The organism is Thermomonospora echinospora, from assembly GCF_900108175.1.
Taxonomy (GTDB): domain Bacteria; phylum Actinomycetota; class Actinomycetes; order Streptosporangiales; family Streptosporangiaceae; genus Thermomonospora; species Thermomonospora echinospora.
On sequence record NZ_FNVO01000029.1, the window covers coordinates 1 to 17,363 of the forward strand.

Sequence of the window (17,363 nt, forward strand, 5' to 3'; positions counted from 1 at the left end):
ACAGTGACAACGGCGCCCAGTACTGCTCGAAGGACTTCGAGGCCGTCTGCCGCCGGCTCGGCGTCACCCGCTCCCGGGCAGCGGTGGGCACCAGCGCCGACAACGCCGCGGCCGAGGCCTTCAACGCCACGCTCAAGCGAGAGACCCTGCAAGGCGCCCACCACTGGCCTGACACCCGCACCGCCCGCCTGGCGGTGTTCCGATGGATCACCCGCTACAACACCCGCCGCAGGCATTCGCGCCTCGGCCACACCTCACCGATCGACTACGAGAAAACCACAGGTAGCCTGACCGCTGCCGCCTGAAACCCGTGTCCACATTCCGGGGGGAAGGCCCAGCAACTGGTGGCGGGCTCCTCCGCCAAGACCAACCCCTGCGCGCCGGCCCGGCCCACGGCGATCACCCCGGCCAAGTCCTCCACGGCACAGGCCCTGTCGTAGTCATCCGCAACGTCCCCATCACCGTTGACCATCCCCGTCATCGTGCAGCCGCCCCAGCCGGCCAGCGCGGAGACAGGAACAACGATCAACGGACCACCCATCGACTCCACCCAGCCAGGGGCGGCATCGGCCGCATCGGATACGGCGAACGAGGAGACGCGCATACCGCCAGTCTGCCGTCCACCACTGACAACGCCCCGGCCCACACGTCGAGACCGGCCATCCAGGGGACGTTGCACCACCACCGGCGAACGGCGGCGATGGTTCGTCGGGCCCGCGATGACTTCAGGCAGTCGCCCGCCGGACCGGGTAGTTCCAGCGCTTGAGCACCCGGACGACCGTCTCCGCACCGCTCGGATCGGCGCTGTGCACGAAGATCATGCCGATCCTGAAGGGCCGGCCGTCGAAGGCGGCCCGTTCCAGCACGGCCACGACCGGCATGATGCTGTCGTCACCACCCAAATCGTGATCAAGCCACAGTTCGTCGATCTCGCGGTCACGATGCTCTTCGAGCAGCAGAACGCCCTCCCGGCTGGTACGGGCGATCCGGGTGGCCCTCGGCAACGAACGCAGATCGTCAATACCCAGGACGACCGGCCGGCGAGCGATCCCGGCTGATCTACCGCCCCCGCCACCACACCGACCACAAGCGCCGTGGACGGCAAAGCTTCGCCTGGACCGACTACCGGAACCTGCTGATCGCCGCCCACCAGCAGTTGGGCGGCCCGATGGTGCTGGTCTGGGACAACCTCAACGTCCACCGTGATGCCCGGATGCGCGCCTTCATCGACACCTGCGACTGGCTGACCGTCTTCTACCTGCCGACCTACAGCCCCGACCTCAACCCGGTCGAGGGCGTCTGGTCGCTGCTGCGCCGCTCCAGCCAGGCCAACACCACCTTCACCGACCCCGACCACCTGATGCGCACCCTGCGCCGCGGACTCCGCAAGATCCAGCACCGCAGCCACCTGCTCGACGCATGCCTGGCCATCACCGGCCTCACCCAGACGACAACACCCTTTAAAGCTCAGTAGAACCGGCGCTGCTGATGGTGGACACCACCGTCTGCGGCCCGGTCCGGCCGGTGTCGGGGTCGGTGGCCAGGACCTTGTCACCGACCTGGAGTTCGTCGATCGGCTTGCGGGTGCCATCGGCCATCACCACCTGGGTGCCGGGCACGAAGCTCGACGGGCACTTGCCACCGCCGGTATGGCCTCCAGCGCCGGTGCTGGGCTTCTTGGCGGGGGAGCCTTGGCGGCGGAGTTACCCTTGCCGCCGCCACCGGGGATAAAGGCGCATGCACACCTAATGAATCACCGCGGCCGTATCGGTCCACAGCCTGTAGCCGGTAGATGGCGACAACCAAGAGCGTCTACAAAAAATTTATTCATAGTCACCATTGGCGACATCACTCAAAAAATCCGACCAGTAACTGCCAGGAAACAGCGCTCGAGAATCGATCTGGGATATACGGTCGTGAATCGACTCTGAAGTCGCGATCCAGCGCTCGATATACTCTTCCGCCAACTCTACTTCATCGTCATCCTCCCGCGCATGACCCGAGATCATGTCCTCACAAACCACCATGACATCAAGGAAGCCATCTAGAGTCGAATTGATAAAAGATTTATCAAACCCCGTGCCGACAGGAGTCACCTCCCAAATTGATGAATCTACAATCGAGAGGCAGACCAGGTCCCTACTTCGAGTGAAACCAAAACAAATGAAGTCTCTTACTGACTCCACACTGAGGTATTCCAGACTCCCTGCCATCTCGAAGTAGTGGAAGAATCTGATTGGCAGCATTCGAGACTCAAAAATTCTTCGGTCCTGCTGCTCGACACCTTCCAGCCCACCTCCCGAAAAGGAGGCTGCCCCATAAATCCAAACATGATTTCGACTCACTTGCCCCTACTTCCCCCAGATGTCATTGATTGCCGCCGCACGAGCCTTTCGCGCCGCCGCCTGAACCACCTTGTCACTGTTCCAAACAAAGCTCCAGGTAATCTCGGCATTGGTGTACAGCGGGATATAATTTGCCCCACATCTGGCACAGGGCTGATACTCAACATACAACTCTTTTACCGAGCTAGAAGAAATGTTCAACTCGGCGAGTCGATCGATCATATTCGGCTCCGCGTGTCCTCCTGCATCAGAATTGACAACAAGCGTACGAAGCTCACCACTTGAGTCCTCGTAACGCGCTGCCGCATAGGTATTGGCACTCTTACTCCCGTCAAGAACCCGCGCTTCCAGGACAGCCTGGCTAAGGTCAGTGCTCCCGTACGTTACTTGAGTGCCACAATTACTGACCAGGATCGAGACGGATCCTGCCGACACATGGTAGGTGTGGTCGGTGTCGACGGTGAGGTTGTGGACGCGCTGGTAGGTGGTCCGGGTCTTGATCGCGGTGATCTGGACGTGGGTGCCGGCGCTGGTGCGCAGCCACATGCCCGGCTTGAGCTTGCCGGCCTGGGTCCACTGTTTGGTGGCGGGTATCCAGAAGGGGTGGTTGTCGGTGGCGACGACCACCCCAGTCTTGGAGCCGCGGTCACCATCGACATCGACCGTGACCCGCACGAGGTTCTTGGAACCGGCGCTGCTGACGGTGGACACCACCGTCTGCGGACCGGTCCGGCCGGTGTCGGGGTCGGTGGCCAGAACCTTGTCACCGACCTGGAGTTCGTCGATCGGCTTGCGGGTGCCGTTGGCCATCACCACCTGGGTGCCGGGCACGAAGCTGCTGCCGACGCAACCGCGCCCGGCCCCAGAGCTGGTGGAACTCGGCCGAGCCGTTGTGGCGGCCGGCTTGGCTGTGGCGTTGCCCTTGCCACCCGAACTACCGCCCTTGCCACCACCACCGATCCTGAGCTTGCCGGCGATGTTCGGGGCGACGCGTTGGATCAGGGGTGCTGCGGCCTTGGCGGCCAGTCCCACGGCACCGTGGGTTGCCACACCGGTCACGGCGCCTACGGCGCCGGCTTTGAGGAATCCGGTCGCTGACCATTGATCTCGGGGTGTTGACATGCCGTGGTGGACGGCTCCGAAGACGGCGCCCGCGGCGGCGGCGCAGGCCACGCCCCCTACTCCGGTCCAGCCGATGGCGGCACCGCAGCCGACGCCGACGGCGACGGAGGCCGTGGTGGCGACGATGGTGGCGGAGTGCTTCTTCAGGAACTTGCCGGTCTTGCAGACCCAGCTGGTGCACGGGGGCTTGACCGGTGGGGCCGGGGTCCTGGGGATGTAACAGCTTCCGATGCAGCCGGCCTGGCCTCCGCTTCCCGGGCTGCCGCCGCTTCCGACTCCGCCGCTCCTATGGGTGTCCTCCAGGCCGTGTCCGGGCGGGTTGGAGCATTCCTTGTAGCCGCTGACGATGCGGCACGCCAGGCCGTCGGGGTCGCTGTTGTCGATGGGGTTGTTGGCGGCGTAACCGAAGCCGTTCCAGGTGGTCGGGTCACCGCCGGCGAAGACGGGGTCGACGCTGACGAAGCGGCCGATGGAGGGGTCGTACTCGCGGGCGCCCAGGTGGGTCAGGCCTGTAGTGGTGTCCTTGGTCCCGCCGACGAAGCCCTTGTCCATAACGGTGGGCCAGGTGCCGATGCCGCCGCCGCGTTCGGCACCGAACGGGGCGTAGTTGCGCAGGCTCCAGGTGTTCTGGCTGACGGCATTGATCGTGGTGTTCGCGGTGCCCTGGTAGTCGGGGAGCACGAACTGGACGCTGGAAGTGGAGGCGCCGGTCCGGTAGGCGACGATCTGACCGCCGTGGCTGTAGTACCGGATGGCGCTGGTGGCTCCGGTGGTGGAGACCTTCAGTTCCTGGCCGGGCAGGTAAAGGGTCTTTCCGTTGGTGTCCTTACGGATGAGGCGGTTGCCGGAGGCGTCGTAGACGAAGCCGGCGAGTTCGGCGTTGGAGGTGTTGGTGACCTTGGACAGGTTCCCCTCAGCGTCCCAGACGAGTTTCTGGCCGGGCCGGGTGAGGGTGTTGCCCGCCTCGTCGTAGGTGTAGAGGTCGGTGCGGGTGTTGGAGCCCTGGACCTCGGTAACGCTCTTAAGGGCGTGGGGACCGTCGGGGCCGGAGCCTGCCGCGCTCGCCGGGTAGCTGTAGGTGCGGACCTTGTCGGTGGTCAGGCCACCGGCGAAGGAGTGCTGGGTCTCCTTGGTGCGGTTGCCGGTCTTCTCGCCATCGCCCTGGTACTCGTACGACGTCCAGTACGGGGCGGGGCCTCCGATGGTGGACGACGACGGTGCGGTGTTGCAGTTGGCCTGGTTGGTGGTCCAGGCCTGGGTGAGGCGCTGGGCGTAGTCGTAGGTGAAGCACTGGCGGTCGGCGGACCTGCCCACCGAGTTGGTCAGAATCGATCTGATCGACCCGGAGTCGGTGTAGTCGTAGATGTTCTCGACGTCGTAGGTGGCGGCGGAGGTCTGGCGCTTGACGGTGGTGCGGGTGATCCGCTTGGTGGCCTCGTCGCGGTCGAAGTTCTGCCAGATGAAGCGGTCCGACACCGAGGCCAGTGCGAGCTGGGAGACCTCGCCGAAGGAGTTGTAGACGGTGTCGGCGACGTAGGTGGCCAGGCCACCGTTCCGCTCGGGCAGGCCGTTGTCGTCGTAGTAGGTGATGACATCCTCGGCCGGGAGACCACCAGTGCTCGAGGCGACGCCGGGATAGGACGTCAAGTCCGGGGAGCCGTCGAAGTTGTAGGTCTGGGCGGTGGTGTAAGTGCCGGCCAGCGCGCCTTCGGACTGCGGGATGGTGATGATCGACCCGCGGCTGCGGTACATGATGTCGTAGCCGCGGACGGCGGTGACGTACGCGTCGTTGCCGATGTGGCGGGTGGCGGAGGCGGGCAGGCCCTTGGCGCTGGGCAGCGTGTCGTAGGTGTAGGAGGTCAGCAAAGTGCTGCCGTTCTTCACCTCGGTTTTGCGACCCAGCCTGTCGTAGGTGTAGGTCAGCGTGGTGCCGCGGGCGTCCGTGGTCGTCTTGACCTGGTCGAAGTCGTCATAGGTGAGGCTGCTGGTGCCCTTGTCGGGGTCCGTCGAGGTACTGGGGCGGCCCTGGACGTCGTAGGTTGCCCGCCACACGTTGCCGGCGCCGTCGCGCAGCTCGTGGGGGCGGCCCGCGCCGTCGTAGGAGTAGGTGGAGGCGATGTAGGCGCCGGACAGGTTCGAGGTCTTGTACTGGCGGGTCTCCACGGTCCGGCCGCGGGCGTCGGTGATGCTCATCGTCGGCATCGCCCCAGTCGGCGGGATGGTGACAGTCCGTTCCCCGTCGTACTGGGTGGTGGTCGCCCACTTCCGGGTGGACTTGCTGTACAGGGTGCTGGTGACCGGACGGCCCGCCGCGTCGTAGGCGGTGATGGTCTGGGAGGGCACCTGGTTGTCGTCGGCGCTGGTCAGGATGCGGGACGGGGCACCGGCCATCGGGTACGGGGCGTTGGCCTTGAACACCAGGCCGCGGCTGTCGTACACGGTGTCGGACACCAGACGACCGCCGCCGGGGGCCTCGGTCTGGCTCTGGCGGGGACGCAGCAGCCCGTCCAGGAGTTCCACCGAGGTCTCGTAGGTGACCGGGCTGGTCTTGGTCAGGGTCTCGGTGGCGATCGAGACCGGGTTGCCGTCGGTGGGGAAGACATAGGTGTAGATGGTGGACGGGCGGTCCGGGTTGGAGCTGCGCAGGTTGTCCGGCAGCCACGACTTGACGATCCTGCCGAGCCCGTCGTAGACCGCCTCGGCCACCCGCCCGTTGGGATCGGTCACCTTGGTGGGGGTGCCGCGGGCCGGGTTGTACTCGGTGGTGGTGGTGAAGCCCGCGGGTGTGCCGCCGTTGACGCTGACCGGCGGGGTGGTGACCGTGGACGAGCGCACCCAGCCTTCGTCGGCCTGGTCGTAGGTCGACGTGGTGGTGCGGTCGTCCGCCGTGGTGGAGGGGTCGCCGACCTGGGTGGTCGAGGTGACGCGGCCGTACATGTCGTGGACGTTGGTGACGGCCTTGGTGACGACGGATCTGCCTTCGGAGACCCCGGTGACGGTCTCGACCTGACGATCGTCGCCCTTGGTGGGGTGGTCCCCGTACTGACCGCCGTCGTAGATCGTCTTGACGTCGGAGATCATGTCGCCGGCCACGAGGTTGGGCTCGGAGCTGGCCGCGTTGTCGCAGTCGACGGCGACGTGCAGTTGTCTGATGGGCAGCGCCCGGATGACCGTGCCGCCGGCGGTGCCGCTCGGGTAGACGGTGCGCGCGCAGGTGTCGTCGCTCGCCGTGGCGGGGTCGCCCTCGTCGTCGACGGCGACGGTCCGTCCGAGGTCGTCGTAGTCGAGGTAGGTCTCGGTGTAGCGGTCGGAACCGTCGGACTGCCGGGTCCGGTCCTTGGTCCACTGTGTCTTGACCCAGCCGCCGCGCACCGTGATGTCGTCGTCGGTGATGGTGTCCTTGAAGGTGCGGCTGACCGTTTCCTGCCACCGGGGTTTGGACACCGTGGCGGTGATTTCGTCCGCGTCGGTGAACGAGCCGTTGAAGGTGCGCTCCTCGATCACCGTTCCGGCCAGTACGTCGATGTCCTCGACACCGCCGAGCAGGTTCTTGGAGTCGGTCACCGTCACGTCCAGTGGCGCGGCGCCCTTGCCCTGGTAGTTGCCGTCCATGCCGCGCGCGTACGTGGTCTCGGTGCGGGACTGCAACTCGCCGTTGGTCCCGCTGCCGCCGATGGTGCGGACCTTGGCGTAACCGCGCCACTGGGACCAGTGGCGCCACTGGTCCTTGGTGAGACCATCGTCCTCGGTGTAACGCCAGGCGCCGCCGCCCAAGTACTGGTAGCTGGTGAGCTTGAGCCTGGACAGGCCGGTGACATCGGACTCACTGACCGAGGTCACGACGTACTTGTGGTACCAGTCGTTGACGATGTCCCCGCCCGGATTGCGCCATTTCACGGGGAAGCAGCGTTTGGTGTTCGACTTCGGCGTCGGCATGGCGCCGTCGGCGTACCGGCACTCGCCCGGATCTGGGTCGGTGCCGACCGGATACGGGTCGGAATAGCTGATCGATGTCGTCGATCCGGTGCCGTTGTCGACGCCGACCAGCCGGGGCCGGTAGTGGGGCGGCAGGTTGTCCACACCGGTGCCGCTGCGGTCGGTGACGACCCGGTTGGTCATCAGCTGGCCGGTCAGCGTGATCTGTGGGGCGAAGACCTGACCGCCGTAATTACCGGTCTGATGGACGCTGCTCGGCCAGAGGACGCCGTTCTGGTACGTCTGGACGAGATTCCAGACATCGACCGGGCTGTAGGTACCGGCCTGCCTGTCGGTCAGCAGCTCGGTGGTGATCCTGGTGAGCCGCTTGCGGTCGAAGAAGGTCGGTGACAGCTTCTGCAGCCCGCAGTCCTCATCGTCCGCACAGACCTGGTCGTCGGGGTAGTCGGTACGGTCGGCCACGTCGAAACGGACCCTCGCCGTTGCAGGGACCGCATAGGTCAGGCCTTGCCGCTGCCCGTAGTCGATCTGCTTGAGGTGGCCGCCGGAGACGTACTTGGTGCCGCCCTCCCACTGGTCGTACGTGGTGTAGTTGTTGGTCTCCTTGGCGTAGAAGTAGGTGATCGTGTTCCTGTGGGGATCGATCACGTGGTCGAGGTTCCACCGCCATGCCTGATAGCACTTGGAATCCTTGAAGGTGGACCCGTGGCAGGGCTCGCCGGAGTCGTCTCCGTACACCGGGACCGTCCAGGCCGAGTTGGTCTCGGGAGCCCCCGAGGTCCAGTCGTCGGGCCGGTCCTTGCCGAAGATGTACCGGGTGCCGTCCAGGGTGGTGACCTGCCACCACTCACCGTCGTTGTCGCCGTTGGTGGCACCGGTCAGCCGCTCGACCCGGGTGCCGTCGTCGTTCTTGGGCCGCCAGTACCCGGCCGAGGAGTCGTAGATCAGCTCGGTGGCGCGGCCGTTGAGGGACATGAAGGCGTTGGACCGGCCCCAGCAGAGGTCGCCGGAGGTCTGCCCGTCGTCGATGCAGGCCTTGTACTTGCGCTCGATGAAGCCCGGCCAGTAGTCGAAGCCGTCGCCGATCCAGGAGGCCTGGGAGTTGTCGGCGGCGGTCTTGCCGTCCACCGAGCCGGAGTTGTAGCCGATCGAGATCTCCGGCAGCAGGTCGCCCGGCACCGGTGGCACCCGCAGCGGGTACGACCAGGAGAACTCGCCGGTGTTGCTGCCCGCGCTCCAGGAGGAGGCGGGGTTCAGGCTGGTCGCCGTCCAGTCACCGCCCGGCCCGGACGGGCCGGCCTCGGCGGCCAGCACGGTCATGCCGGACGCCTGCGTGGTCTGCTCCCGCAGCTCGCCGGCCGGGACGTCCACGTCCGCCGACAGGGTCGCGGTCTTGGCGTCGTTGACGGTGGGAAGCGGGGTGCCCCGCTGGCATTCGCGCTTGTCCGGAGTGGTCAGCGCACAGGCCGGCAGTTTGACCAGCCGGAGCCGTGAGGCCCAGTCGCCGCCGTATGCGGTGCGGAACGCCCCGTAATTGACGCCGATCTTGACACGGCCCGGTTCTTCTGCGGCCAAGGCCAACATCAGCCCGTCCGTGCGCGCCGCCCGTGCGGTGTCGCGTCCAGCGATCCGCACACTGACCTCGGACGGGACGTCGCCCGCGCCGGTCCTGGCACCCCTGCGGGGAGCGGGCGCGGTCAGCCAGACCGGCAGTTCACCGACGCGGACCCAGGGCGGGGCCGTGGGCCTGTCGGTGATCTTGGAAAGTCCGGCCGTCTCCTGCCCGCCGGCCGGCCAGGAAGGCTTGGGCCGTTCCTGGCCGGCCGGGGTGCCCTTCTGCCCGGGAAGCCTGGCCTCCCGGGACTTGAGCACCCGCCCCTTGATCGGTTTGGTCTCCTGTGCCTTGGGACGCCGTTGTTTCCCTGACTCGCTCAGCTTCGGCCTGACCGCACCGGCGGCCTCGCCGGTCATGCCGGTGAACAGTGCCAGGGAGGTCAGCAACGCGACCAGGACCACCAGCCCGCGCGCCGCGCCCAGCGACCGCATCACACCACTCACTGCTGCCTCATATCTGCGCATGTGTCACACATGTGGCGTGGACACCGAACCGTCAGGAGAGCCGGGGAATACGTGTGCTAGCCGGTGCACCGCCAAAGGCTGCTGGGCAGACAGCCCAGCTTCCACACTTGGTGCGGTTGCACGGGTTCCTCGGGGGTGTTCTGGACGACGTTGGCGCCGTCGGCGGTCGAGGCATCGCTCACCTCCAGCACCAGGCCGCTGTGCTTGGCGGTCAGGCGATAGCCCTGGTTGCCGTCGTCGCCGACGGCCACGACCTTCCATGACTGGCGTGGCTCGCCAGGCAGGCAGTTGCCCTGCACCACGTTCGCCCCGGCATTGGGGGACGCTCCGGCGACCTCCAGGCACTCGCCGCTGTTGACGTTGGTCAGCGAGTAGTAGGAGTCGCCCTGGTGACGGAATGTCCAATCCTGCGAGGTGGCGCCGCTACAGTTCCCCTGTCGGACGTTGGCACCGGGGTCGGAGGAGGCGCCGGCGACCTCCAGGCACTTGCCGCTGCCAAAGCCGTGCAGCCGGTAGGTGATGTTGTTGAGTTCGTGGCGCTTTTCCTCGGTGATGTTCCACACCTGGCCGCGGACGCCGTCCTGACATGACCACTGGCTCACGTTGCTGCCGGAGGTCGTGGACGAGCCGTCCACGACCAGGCATTTGTTGCTGCGCCTGGACTTCAGCCAGTAGCCGCCGTCCTTCTTCTCCGGCTTCCACTGCTGGCCCTCGCTGCCGTTGCAGTCGTACTGCCATGCGTTGCGCCCGTCGGCCGTGCCGGAACCGTCGGTGCCGTCGATGTCGAGGCACTTGCCGCTGTTGGAGTTGGTCAGCGTGTAGTAGCCGTCGCCCACGTCGGTGAACTGCCAGTTCTGCGCGGCACCGGCGTTGCAGTTCAGCTGTCTGACGTTCACGCCGCTGGCGGTCCCGCCCCCGGTGACGTCCAGGCAGTGGCCGGAGTTGACGTTGACCAGCCGCAGCGTCATCCCGGCGAACAACTGGTCCTGGACGGTCTCGTTGTAGATGACGCTCAGCACCGTGTCGTCCGGATGGCTGAGCGGCCACAACTGCATGTCGTCCAGCCATCCGCTCCAGTACGAGCCCTTGCCTCCGCCTACCGCGGTGGTCGCCCCGATCAGCAGCGCGCCTTGGCCGGCGGCCGGGGTCCAGGTATGAGAGACCGTGACCGTCTGCGGTCTGAGCACCGGTTCGGGGTCGCAGAGCTCCTCGCCGTAGTCGCGGACACAGTCGGGCGACTTGGCGTATGGTGCCTCCGTACGCAGCCAGATCTCGTCGGCGATGGGGTCGTAACCGGCCATCAGCGACACCCAGTTGTCGGTCCAGGAGGACCCGTTGGAGGGCGTCGCCTGGCTCTGCACGGCCTGCGCGATCACGGTTCCGTTCGACGCACGGTGCCGGAACGTCCACCGGGCGCCCAGCCAGCCGAGTTCGAACACGCTCCCGTCCGCGGCGGTCTGGCTGACCGCCACCCGGTCACCGCTGGTGGTGTCGAGGCGCACCCAGGCCGAGAACATGAACCGGTTGGCCGTGTCGACCAGTGGAACCGCCTGGCCGCCCGTGCCGGTGTCCAGCACCGGGTTCACCGCGCCGTACTGGTCGGTCCCGTTGAACCTCACCGCCTTGTCGGCGGGCATCGCCGCGCCGCGGTTGCCCGGCTCGCCCTGGGTCGGACCGCCGCTGAAGACGATGTTCGCGGCGGGGCGGTCCACACCCGTCTGCCCGACGGCCCTGGCCACGCCGCCACCGGCGTCGTCCATGGACCAGCCGGCGTCACGCGGCGGCTGCTCGACGCCGAACTCGTACTTCACGGTCGGGCTCGGGTTGCCGGCCCGGTCGTAGGAGGTCACCTCGACCCATTGCCAGCCGAATTTCTTCGGTGTCCAGGGAACGCTCGATGACTGGCCCAAGGAGACGGCCTTCTCCCCCTTAGTTCCGTCGGAGAACTTGTACCCGTACTTGACCACATCGCCCGAGCCGCCGGATCCGAAAGTGAAATTCGTCGACTTGTACCTTCGCGCGACGCTGTCATAGCCGGACCACAGCTCCTTCGGGTAATCCGGTGAGCTCACACTGGGAGATTTGGGCCGTTTGCCATCCACCATGAACTCACACCAGGGCGACCAGTCGCCGTCCAAGTAGGTCTCGTCCTCCGCTTGGACACGCCAGCGATAGAAAGTCCCGCCGTTCGGTGTGTTCGAGGGATCCTGACGCGCCAGCGTCACGGACGCGTGCAGCTTCCCGCTGTCGGCGCTGGCCTTTTCGAAGGGCCCGTCGGCAGGTGTGCCGTCCTCAGGTGAGTAGCGGTACCAGCTATCGATCACCGCGTTGTTTCCATCGGTGACCTCCTGGTAAACCTCGAACCGGCCACGCAGAAGCTGGCCGGTGTAGAGGCCGGAGTTGTCGCCGTCAAGGTCCCTGAGGTCGGCGCGCAACTGGCGGTCATGGGAGACACCGAGCCACGGCCGTTCGGCGCCCTGCACGCAGGAGTACCTCTTCGTCCCGCCGTTGGTCATGTGAACCTCAGAAGGGGGATCCGGGTAATGCGAGAACTCAACCGTCATCCGCGGGTCGGGATCGAAGACCTTCCAGGTATGGGCGTCGTTGTGATCGGCGTCCGGATAGATGCCCAGCGTGAAGATGTCCCAGCCGTTGTCGGTGGCCCACTGCACCAGCCGTGCCAGATTGCCTCCGGTGAACCTGACGTCGTTGGCCTCACCGTCGTCACCGCACTCGGGCCGGCCCTTGTCACCGACGGACTTGGTGGCCAGCCAGCTGGTGTCCCAGCCGGATCCGGCGGGGATGTAACCGTCCGGCCGGGTGTTCCAGGTGGTGGTCGAGGAGAAGTGCTCCATGTTGAACAACCGGACGTCGCGGGCCGTGCACGACCAGGCGTGCTGGGTGTCGAAGGTGATGGCGACGCTGTTGATCTTCACTTTGCGGCCGTTGGCCCCCCGGTGGAGCCTGTCCACGTTCATCCGGATGAAGGACCGCTTGTCGGTGTAGTCCTCGGTCTCCCGGCCGGTCGGCAGGCGGGTCGGCTTCCAGTAGGACTGGTCCTCATGGGTGCGGTCGACGTAGGCCCAGCCGCTGTCGCGGGACCCGTAGCCGTCGTCATCGGCCTCCCGGCCGGTGTTCCACGTCTGCCAGCCCGGGTCGATCACCAGCGGGTACTTGGTGTCCGCCGACTCCAGCAGCTCTCGGTCCGGCACCACCGCGACCTGACCGCTCCCGACCTCCACGGCCATGGGCTTGACGTTGGCGCCCGGAGCCGGCCCGGCGGAGACGGCGTCGGGGTCCGGGCTGTCCGGTCGTGCGTGCTCGGCAGGGGTGACACCCTCCCACATCTGCGGCTCCGGAGCGGTGAAGACCTCCTCGCCGCTCGCGTCGACCGCCGAGACCGCACCGTCGGGTTGCTCGCGCAGTTGCAGACCGGGAGCCTGCACCCCGAACTCGATCCGCTCCAGGTCCGGGTTCTCGGCCGCCTGCGGCGTCTTGACCACGACATAGTGCGTCATCCCTGTCGCGGTGGCGGTCACCATCAGGTCGATGCCGGGTCCGGCGGCGTCCGGGTAGGTGGCGTTGGGACCGTTCAGCACCGGCTCGGGCAGCGTCTGCCCGGGCCAGGTGAGGGTCAGCGCCTTGCCGTCCGCGGCCATGGTCGCCAGCGTCCGGTCTCCGCCGCCCCCGAACGATACCGAGGCGGCGGAGACCTTCGGTCCGATGGATCCGTCGGCGCGCCGCTCCAGCGTGAGATCGACGTCCTGGAAGGTGTCGCCGCGCTTGGCGCGGACGGGCACCGGTGAGGTCTCCAGGAGCAGCGTCCCCTGCGGGGTCGCGCTCAGCTTGTCGGTCTCCGAGGTCCGGCCGGCCACCTCGACGAGTTGTCCGGTCCGGCCGGGGCCTCCTGCAGGGCGGCGGCTTCCGGCGACGGCCGTGGCAATGCCGCCGAAGCGGCCGAGGCAGTCGGCGGAGCTGGCGATTGCACCCCCGCACTGATCAACACGAGGACCAGCGAAAGGGCGACAGCGCGCCGTACGGCCACGCCCACCTCCCCAAGCACGGGCAAACGCACAGCCGTCCTGCGCACCGCCACAGAATTCAGTTGGTGACGCCGAGACCTTCTCTCGCCGTTGACTCCACGGTCAAGATCACTAACGTGTCCGTATCAGGCCACCGGCAAGGAATTCCCAACCACCTTCGGCTCTGCTAATTGCACCATTGCACAACGCCCTGAGCAGGGAGGATTCACGGTTTTCAGATCCCGGGCCAGAGCCGACGCCCGGCACGGTGATCACCGTCACAGGTCGCTGGAGTAGTCGAGGGTGATGCGGTCGGCGGGGATGACGATGTCGCGGCAGACCTCGTAGGGGCGGTCGCCGGAGAGCATGCGGCGGGTGATGGTCAGGACGGGGACGCCGGCGGTGATGTGCAGAGTCTCGGCCTCCTCGGGGGTGGGCATGCGGGCCTGGACGGACTCCTCGACGCGGATGACGGGGCAGCCCGTGGGGAGATCTCGTGATCATCGTTTCCGGGACGGTAGGCCTTGCCCTCCCGGGTGGTTGTGGTGTTGCGCCGGCATGGCGGAGGGAAACCCGGCTCTCGCTGCGCTCGTTCCGGCCGGGTGGCCCTCCGCAGGCGGCCGTCGCACGTGGTCTTCCCTCCGGGAGGGCAGGCCCTTGGTCCTCCCCCGGGATTTTGGAAGGGACCACACATCCATGACCACATCCGCACCGGCCGGACATCGAGACGACCAGCGGCTGGTGGTTCGTCCCCGACCTGAGGATGCACCTCAAACTCCACGAACGGTGGGGGGCGGAGACCTGGCTACCGGCGGACGGTCTGCACCTGGCCCGCCTGCGGATCTACGACTATTTCAGCGGCGCCGAATGGCTGGACGCCTTCTACCCACCCGACACCAGCGGCGTGGTGCCGTTCCAGCGGGCCGACCGGTTCATGCTGGACGGCCGGATGCCCGGCTGGGGCGAATGGCCGAGCGAACCCACCAGCAGCGGACGTGTCTCGATGCCCACCTGCCTGTACTGCCACGGCCCGGTCAGCCAAGCCGAAGTGGTGGTCATCGGCCCCGGACCGGCGCTCAGCCTCGTCTACCCGGCCAATTCCCCGCCTCAAGCGCGTTCCTCCTGCTCTCACCGCTCGTCATGCTGCGCGGCGGCAAGCTGCCCCAGGGTGTCCGAGACCGCACGCTCACGAGTCTCGGACACCAGGATGTCAGCGTGATGGTCGATAGGCCGTTGATGCTGCCGTGGGGCTCGGTCAAATACGTCGCGGTGCGCAGGCCTTCCCACGGTGCCTGTTTTCCTGTGCTTTGAAATCGAAGATCCTGGCTCGTTCATCACCGGTGTCCCGGTCCCGGCGCACTGGTGTTGGGAAGGGCTCGCCAATCGACTCAGGACCCTGCTGTGCATCGATCCGGAACGGTACTGGGACGCGGATCCTTCGGGGTGTTGGACGACGCCGTTCGCGCCTTCAGCGGTGGACGGCTTTGGGGCTGGCCGGTGGAACGTGCGGGCCGAGCGGTGGCTATGAGCCTGCTGAGCCCGCGGTACTGGCGGCCGTCGCTGCGGTGATGGTGGCGATCAGGGCCGCCTGGGCGGCCTGGACGGCCTGGCGCACCGCCTTCCCGCCCCAGTCGCTCTCGCTGATCTGTTTGCCGCGTTCCTTGACGGCCTTCCTGGGGGCGTCCGGGAAGAGCTTGGGCAGCACGTCGACGGCGTACAGGATCGAAACCAGCGCCGCCGTACGCTCGTCGGGCTCACGGCCATCGACGACGACGCTGCGGAGCCGGTCGACGATCCGGCGTTCCACCGAGGCGTCGCCGGGCTTCCATGCCGTGGTGGGGAACAGCCCGAGCACCTTGTGCCGCTCCCGGGTCAGCACACCCTGCTCGGTGAGGTCCTCGAGCAGCGCCTCCTTGAGGTCCTTGGCCCGGTTACGCCAGGCGCTCACCCCCGACAGCCTGGACACGGCGTTCTTGGGCTTGGTGTCGTGCGCCTCCTTCACCAGCTCCGCCAGCCGGGGGTCGCCGGGCTGCGCCCCGGTCGCCACCAGACGCCCGGCGCGATGGTCGGGATCACCGTCCTCGGTCACCCGCAGCGCACCCTCAAGGGTGAGTTCCACCAGCGCCGCACCGGCCAGCGCCGCCGAAAGCCGCTGACCATCGATCATCGGCTTGCCCGTGTCGTCCTTGAGCACTATGAGCAGCAGTTCCTCGGCCAGCGTCAATTCCATGAGCAGCATGATTCCCCATTCACCGAGAACGAACATGCACCGGCTCACCAGAGCCGACGGCTCATGCCGGCGCCATGGCGACGAAGGCCCGAGCTTCCCTCCTGACGCGGAGGTGCCACCTTGAGCGGGTGGCGACGGCTGATTGAGGTTTGACGGTCTCGTGCGCACCGGACCGCGACACCTCCCAGGCCGATCGCCCCTCACTGCCGGCGACCTCTGGTGATGTGAACCGGTGACTTCGGCCGCGAACCCGATCGTCATAACTCGATGAGACCGGTCGGCTCGATCTCCTCGGCCGCTGCTCGCCCACGCCGGGGATGCGTTCCGGCGATTCAGGATGAGCCACCGCCGGGTGGGGAGCGCAACCGCTTCGCTGGGTTGCGCCCCTACCGTCGGCAGCTCCTGGGGACCTGTTCGCCGGAACGGAGCATCCCCGATCCTGTCGGCCGCCGGCGCGGCGGCCGCTCCCTCCGGCCGAACCGGAGGCGACCATGTCCGCACAACCCACCGACCTGTCCTGGGCACTGGAGCGGGCACTGTGCCGAGTCCTCGGCGGCTACCGCTTCGAGGGAGCGCTCAATGACTTCGTCAGCTCCCTTGAACAGTTGAAGGGCAGCAGTTACGACTCGCTCAGCGAATGGCTCGGCTACGGGCCGGGTCTGGAGATCGAGCTGCGCGATGAGTACTCCGGACGCACCGAAACCTTTCGGATGAAGATCGAACGGCAGCCTGTCACCGACATCTGCTCCGCCTCCCCGCCGCGCAGGAGCCGAATCCACATGGGAGGCGCGCGACGGCGGGGTCGGCCAGAGTGAACACGACCGGGGTACCCGGTGCGCTCGCGCATGCCCTTACGTCGCGCGGTGTCTCGTTGCGGGATCGTCAATCGGTCCGGGCGCGGAGGCTGCGCGCCAGGGTGGGGATCATCACCGCCGCAGGGACGAGGTGTAGCCCGAGGAGGGCGGTGGTGGTGGCGGTGTTCGCCCCGGAGAGGAAGGGCGGGACCAACGAGATCGCGGTCAGCGTCACTGCCGTCCACACGAATCGCTCGGCGGGGCGAGCGCTCCAACGAAGAAGAGCGACGGCAATGACGATGCCCACGACCGAGAAGAAGCCGGTCACCACGGCGAACCCGGGCAACGGGATCGTCTCGCCGCCATCGGGGATCTCGAAGTCGACGCCGACGGCCTGGGCAAGCGCGGCGGCGAGGGTGGTGGCCACCATCGCTGCGAGCGTGGCGACGAAGCCGGTGACGGCGAGCCCGCGGAGTCGGTGGGTGTGGCTGGTCCGGCCCAATGCCGGGCCTGCGACGGTCCCGGTGTCCTTCACGCTGTTCATGTCATCCTCCATCATTGGGTGACTGGCGTAGGGGTGTGTTGACTGGCTTGTGACGGTCCTGGCCCTGGGGGTGAGGATGCGCACCCTCGCCGTGCGACGGCCGGGGTTGCGCAGGGCGCGGACGCCGGTGCCGCGGAGCCAGAACCCGGCGTCGCGTTCGAGGACCGGCCCTGGCTCGCCGTCGCGCAGTTCCAGCTGCACCCGCCCGCGGGTGACGACGCCGAACGCATCGCACCACTCGGCCGCGACCACCGCGACACGCGCGCCGCTGCGCAGCGTGAGCGTCCGCAC

Annotated in this window: 13 protein-coding genes; 4 read left to right on the top strand and 9 right to left on the bottom strand. The window is 67.1% G+C overall.

Annotated features, from left to right (window positions below; translation table 11 throughout):
- Positions 1 to 305: integrase core domain-containing protein (locus tag C4U03_RS35495; RefSeq protein WP_146087636.1), on the top strand; the 305-nt coding region annotated here is incomplete at its 5' end.
- On the opposite strand, the gene C4U03_RS35500 is transcribed toward C4U03_RS35495, so the two are convergent.
- Both C4U03_RS35500 and C4U03_RS35505 read right to left on the bottom strand, forming a co-directional pair.
- Positions 266 to 604 (bottom strand): Imm21 family immunity protein, encoded by a 339-nt coding sequence (locus C4U03_RS35500; protein WP_327374302.1) that lies wholly within the window; start codon positions 602 to 604, stop codon positions 266 to 268. The genes C4U03_RS35495 and C4U03_RS35500 overlap by 40 nt on opposite strands.
- A 121-nt stretch (positions 605 to 725) precedes the next feature.
- Positions 726 to 1,049, bottom strand: coding sequence for a cyclic-phosphate processing receiver domain-containing protein (locus tag C4U03_RS35505; protein WP_103944202.1), 324 nt, complete (start codon positions 1,047 to 1,049; stop codon positions 726 to 728).
- A gap of 107 nt (positions 1,050 to 1,156) precedes the next feature.
- Here C4U03_RS35505 and C4U03_RS41470 point away from each other — a divergent pair, with 107 nt between their 5' ends.
- Positions 1,157 to 1,474 carry a transposase gene (locus C4U03_RS41470; RefSeq protein WP_268817573.1) on the top strand — a complete coding sequence of 106 codons (318 nt, stop codon included), beginning with the start codon at positions 1,157 to 1,159 and terminating at the stop codon, positions 1,472 to 1,474.
- Here the strand turns inward: C4U03_RS41470 and C4U03_RS40805 are convergent.
- From C4U03_RS40805 to C4U03_RS35525, 5 genes are all read right to left on the bottom strand, one after another.
- On the bottom strand, positions 1,461 to 1,619 hold the full coding sequence (locus C4U03_RS40805; RefSeq protein ID WP_160147205.1) for a hypothetical protein: 159 nt from the start codon (positions 1,617 to 1,619) through the stop codon (positions 1,461 to 1,463). The genes C4U03_RS41470 and C4U03_RS40805 overlap by 14 nt on opposite strands.
- Positions 1,620 to 1,823: 204 nt before the next feature.
- The gene (locus tag C4U03_RS40160) at positions 1,824 to 2,345 is read right to left on the bottom strand and encodes an SUKH-4 family immunity protein (RefSeq protein WP_146087638.1); all 522 of its coding nucleotides are present in this window, start codon (positions 2,343 to 2,345) and stop codon (positions 1,824 to 1,826) included.
- Between the two features lie 6 nt (positions 2,346 to 2,351).
- Complete coding sequence (locus C4U03_RS35515; protein ID WP_146087639.1) at positions 2,352 to 9,461, bottom strand: RHS repeat-associated core domain-containing protein; 7,110 nt, start codon at positions 9,459 to 9,461, stop codon at positions 2,352 to 2,354.
- A gap of 77 nt (positions 9,462 to 9,538) precedes the next feature.
- Positions 9,539 to 13,357: an RICIN domain-containing protein gene (locus C4U03_RS35520; RefSeq protein ID WP_103944205.1), complete on the bottom strand. Its 3,819-nt coding sequence runs from the start codon at positions 13,355 to 13,357 to the stop codon at positions 9,539 to 9,541.
- Positions 13,358 to 13,782: 425 nt separating this feature from the next.
- Positions 13,783 to 13,974: a UTRA domain-containing protein gene (locus C4U03_RS35525; RefSeq protein ID WP_268817575.1), complete on the bottom strand. Its 192-nt coding sequence runs from the start codon at positions 13,972 to 13,974 to the stop codon at positions 13,783 to 13,785.
- A 293-nt stretch (positions 13,975 to 14,267) separates the two neighbouring features.
- Here C4U03_RS35525 and C4U03_RS35530 point away from each other — a divergent pair, with 293 nt between their 5' ends.
- Entirely contained in the window at positions 14,268 to 14,723 is a 456-nt protein-coding gene (locus C4U03_RS35530) for a hypothetical protein (RefSeq protein WP_103944207.1), read from the top strand.
- Between the two features lie 303 nt (positions 14,724 to 15,026).
- Here C4U03_RS35530 and C4U03_RS35535 read toward each other — a convergent pair whose 3' ends face one another.
- Positions 15,027 to 15,734 carry a GOLPH3/VPS74 family protein gene (locus C4U03_RS35535; protein WP_160147206.1) on the bottom strand — a complete coding sequence of 236 codons (708 nt, stop codon included), beginning with the start codon at positions 15,732 to 15,734 and terminating at the stop codon, positions 15,027 to 15,029.
- A 491-nt stretch (positions 15,735 to 16,225) separates the two neighbouring features.
- Between C4U03_RS35535 and C4U03_RS35540 the strand changes: the two genes are divergently transcribed.
- Positions 16,226 to 16,549: a hypothetical protein gene (locus C4U03_RS35540; protein ID WP_103944209.1), complete on the top strand. Its 324-nt coding sequence runs from the start codon at positions 16,226 to 16,228 to the stop codon at positions 16,547 to 16,549.
- A gap of 67 nt (positions 16,550 to 16,616) precedes the next feature.
- Here C4U03_RS35540 and C4U03_RS35545 read toward each other — a convergent pair whose 3' ends face one another.
- Positions 16,617 to 17,363, bottom strand: coding sequence for a DUF6069 family protein (locus tag C4U03_RS35545; protein ID WP_103944210.1), 747 nt, complete (start codon positions 17,361 to 17,363; stop codon positions 16,617 to 16,619).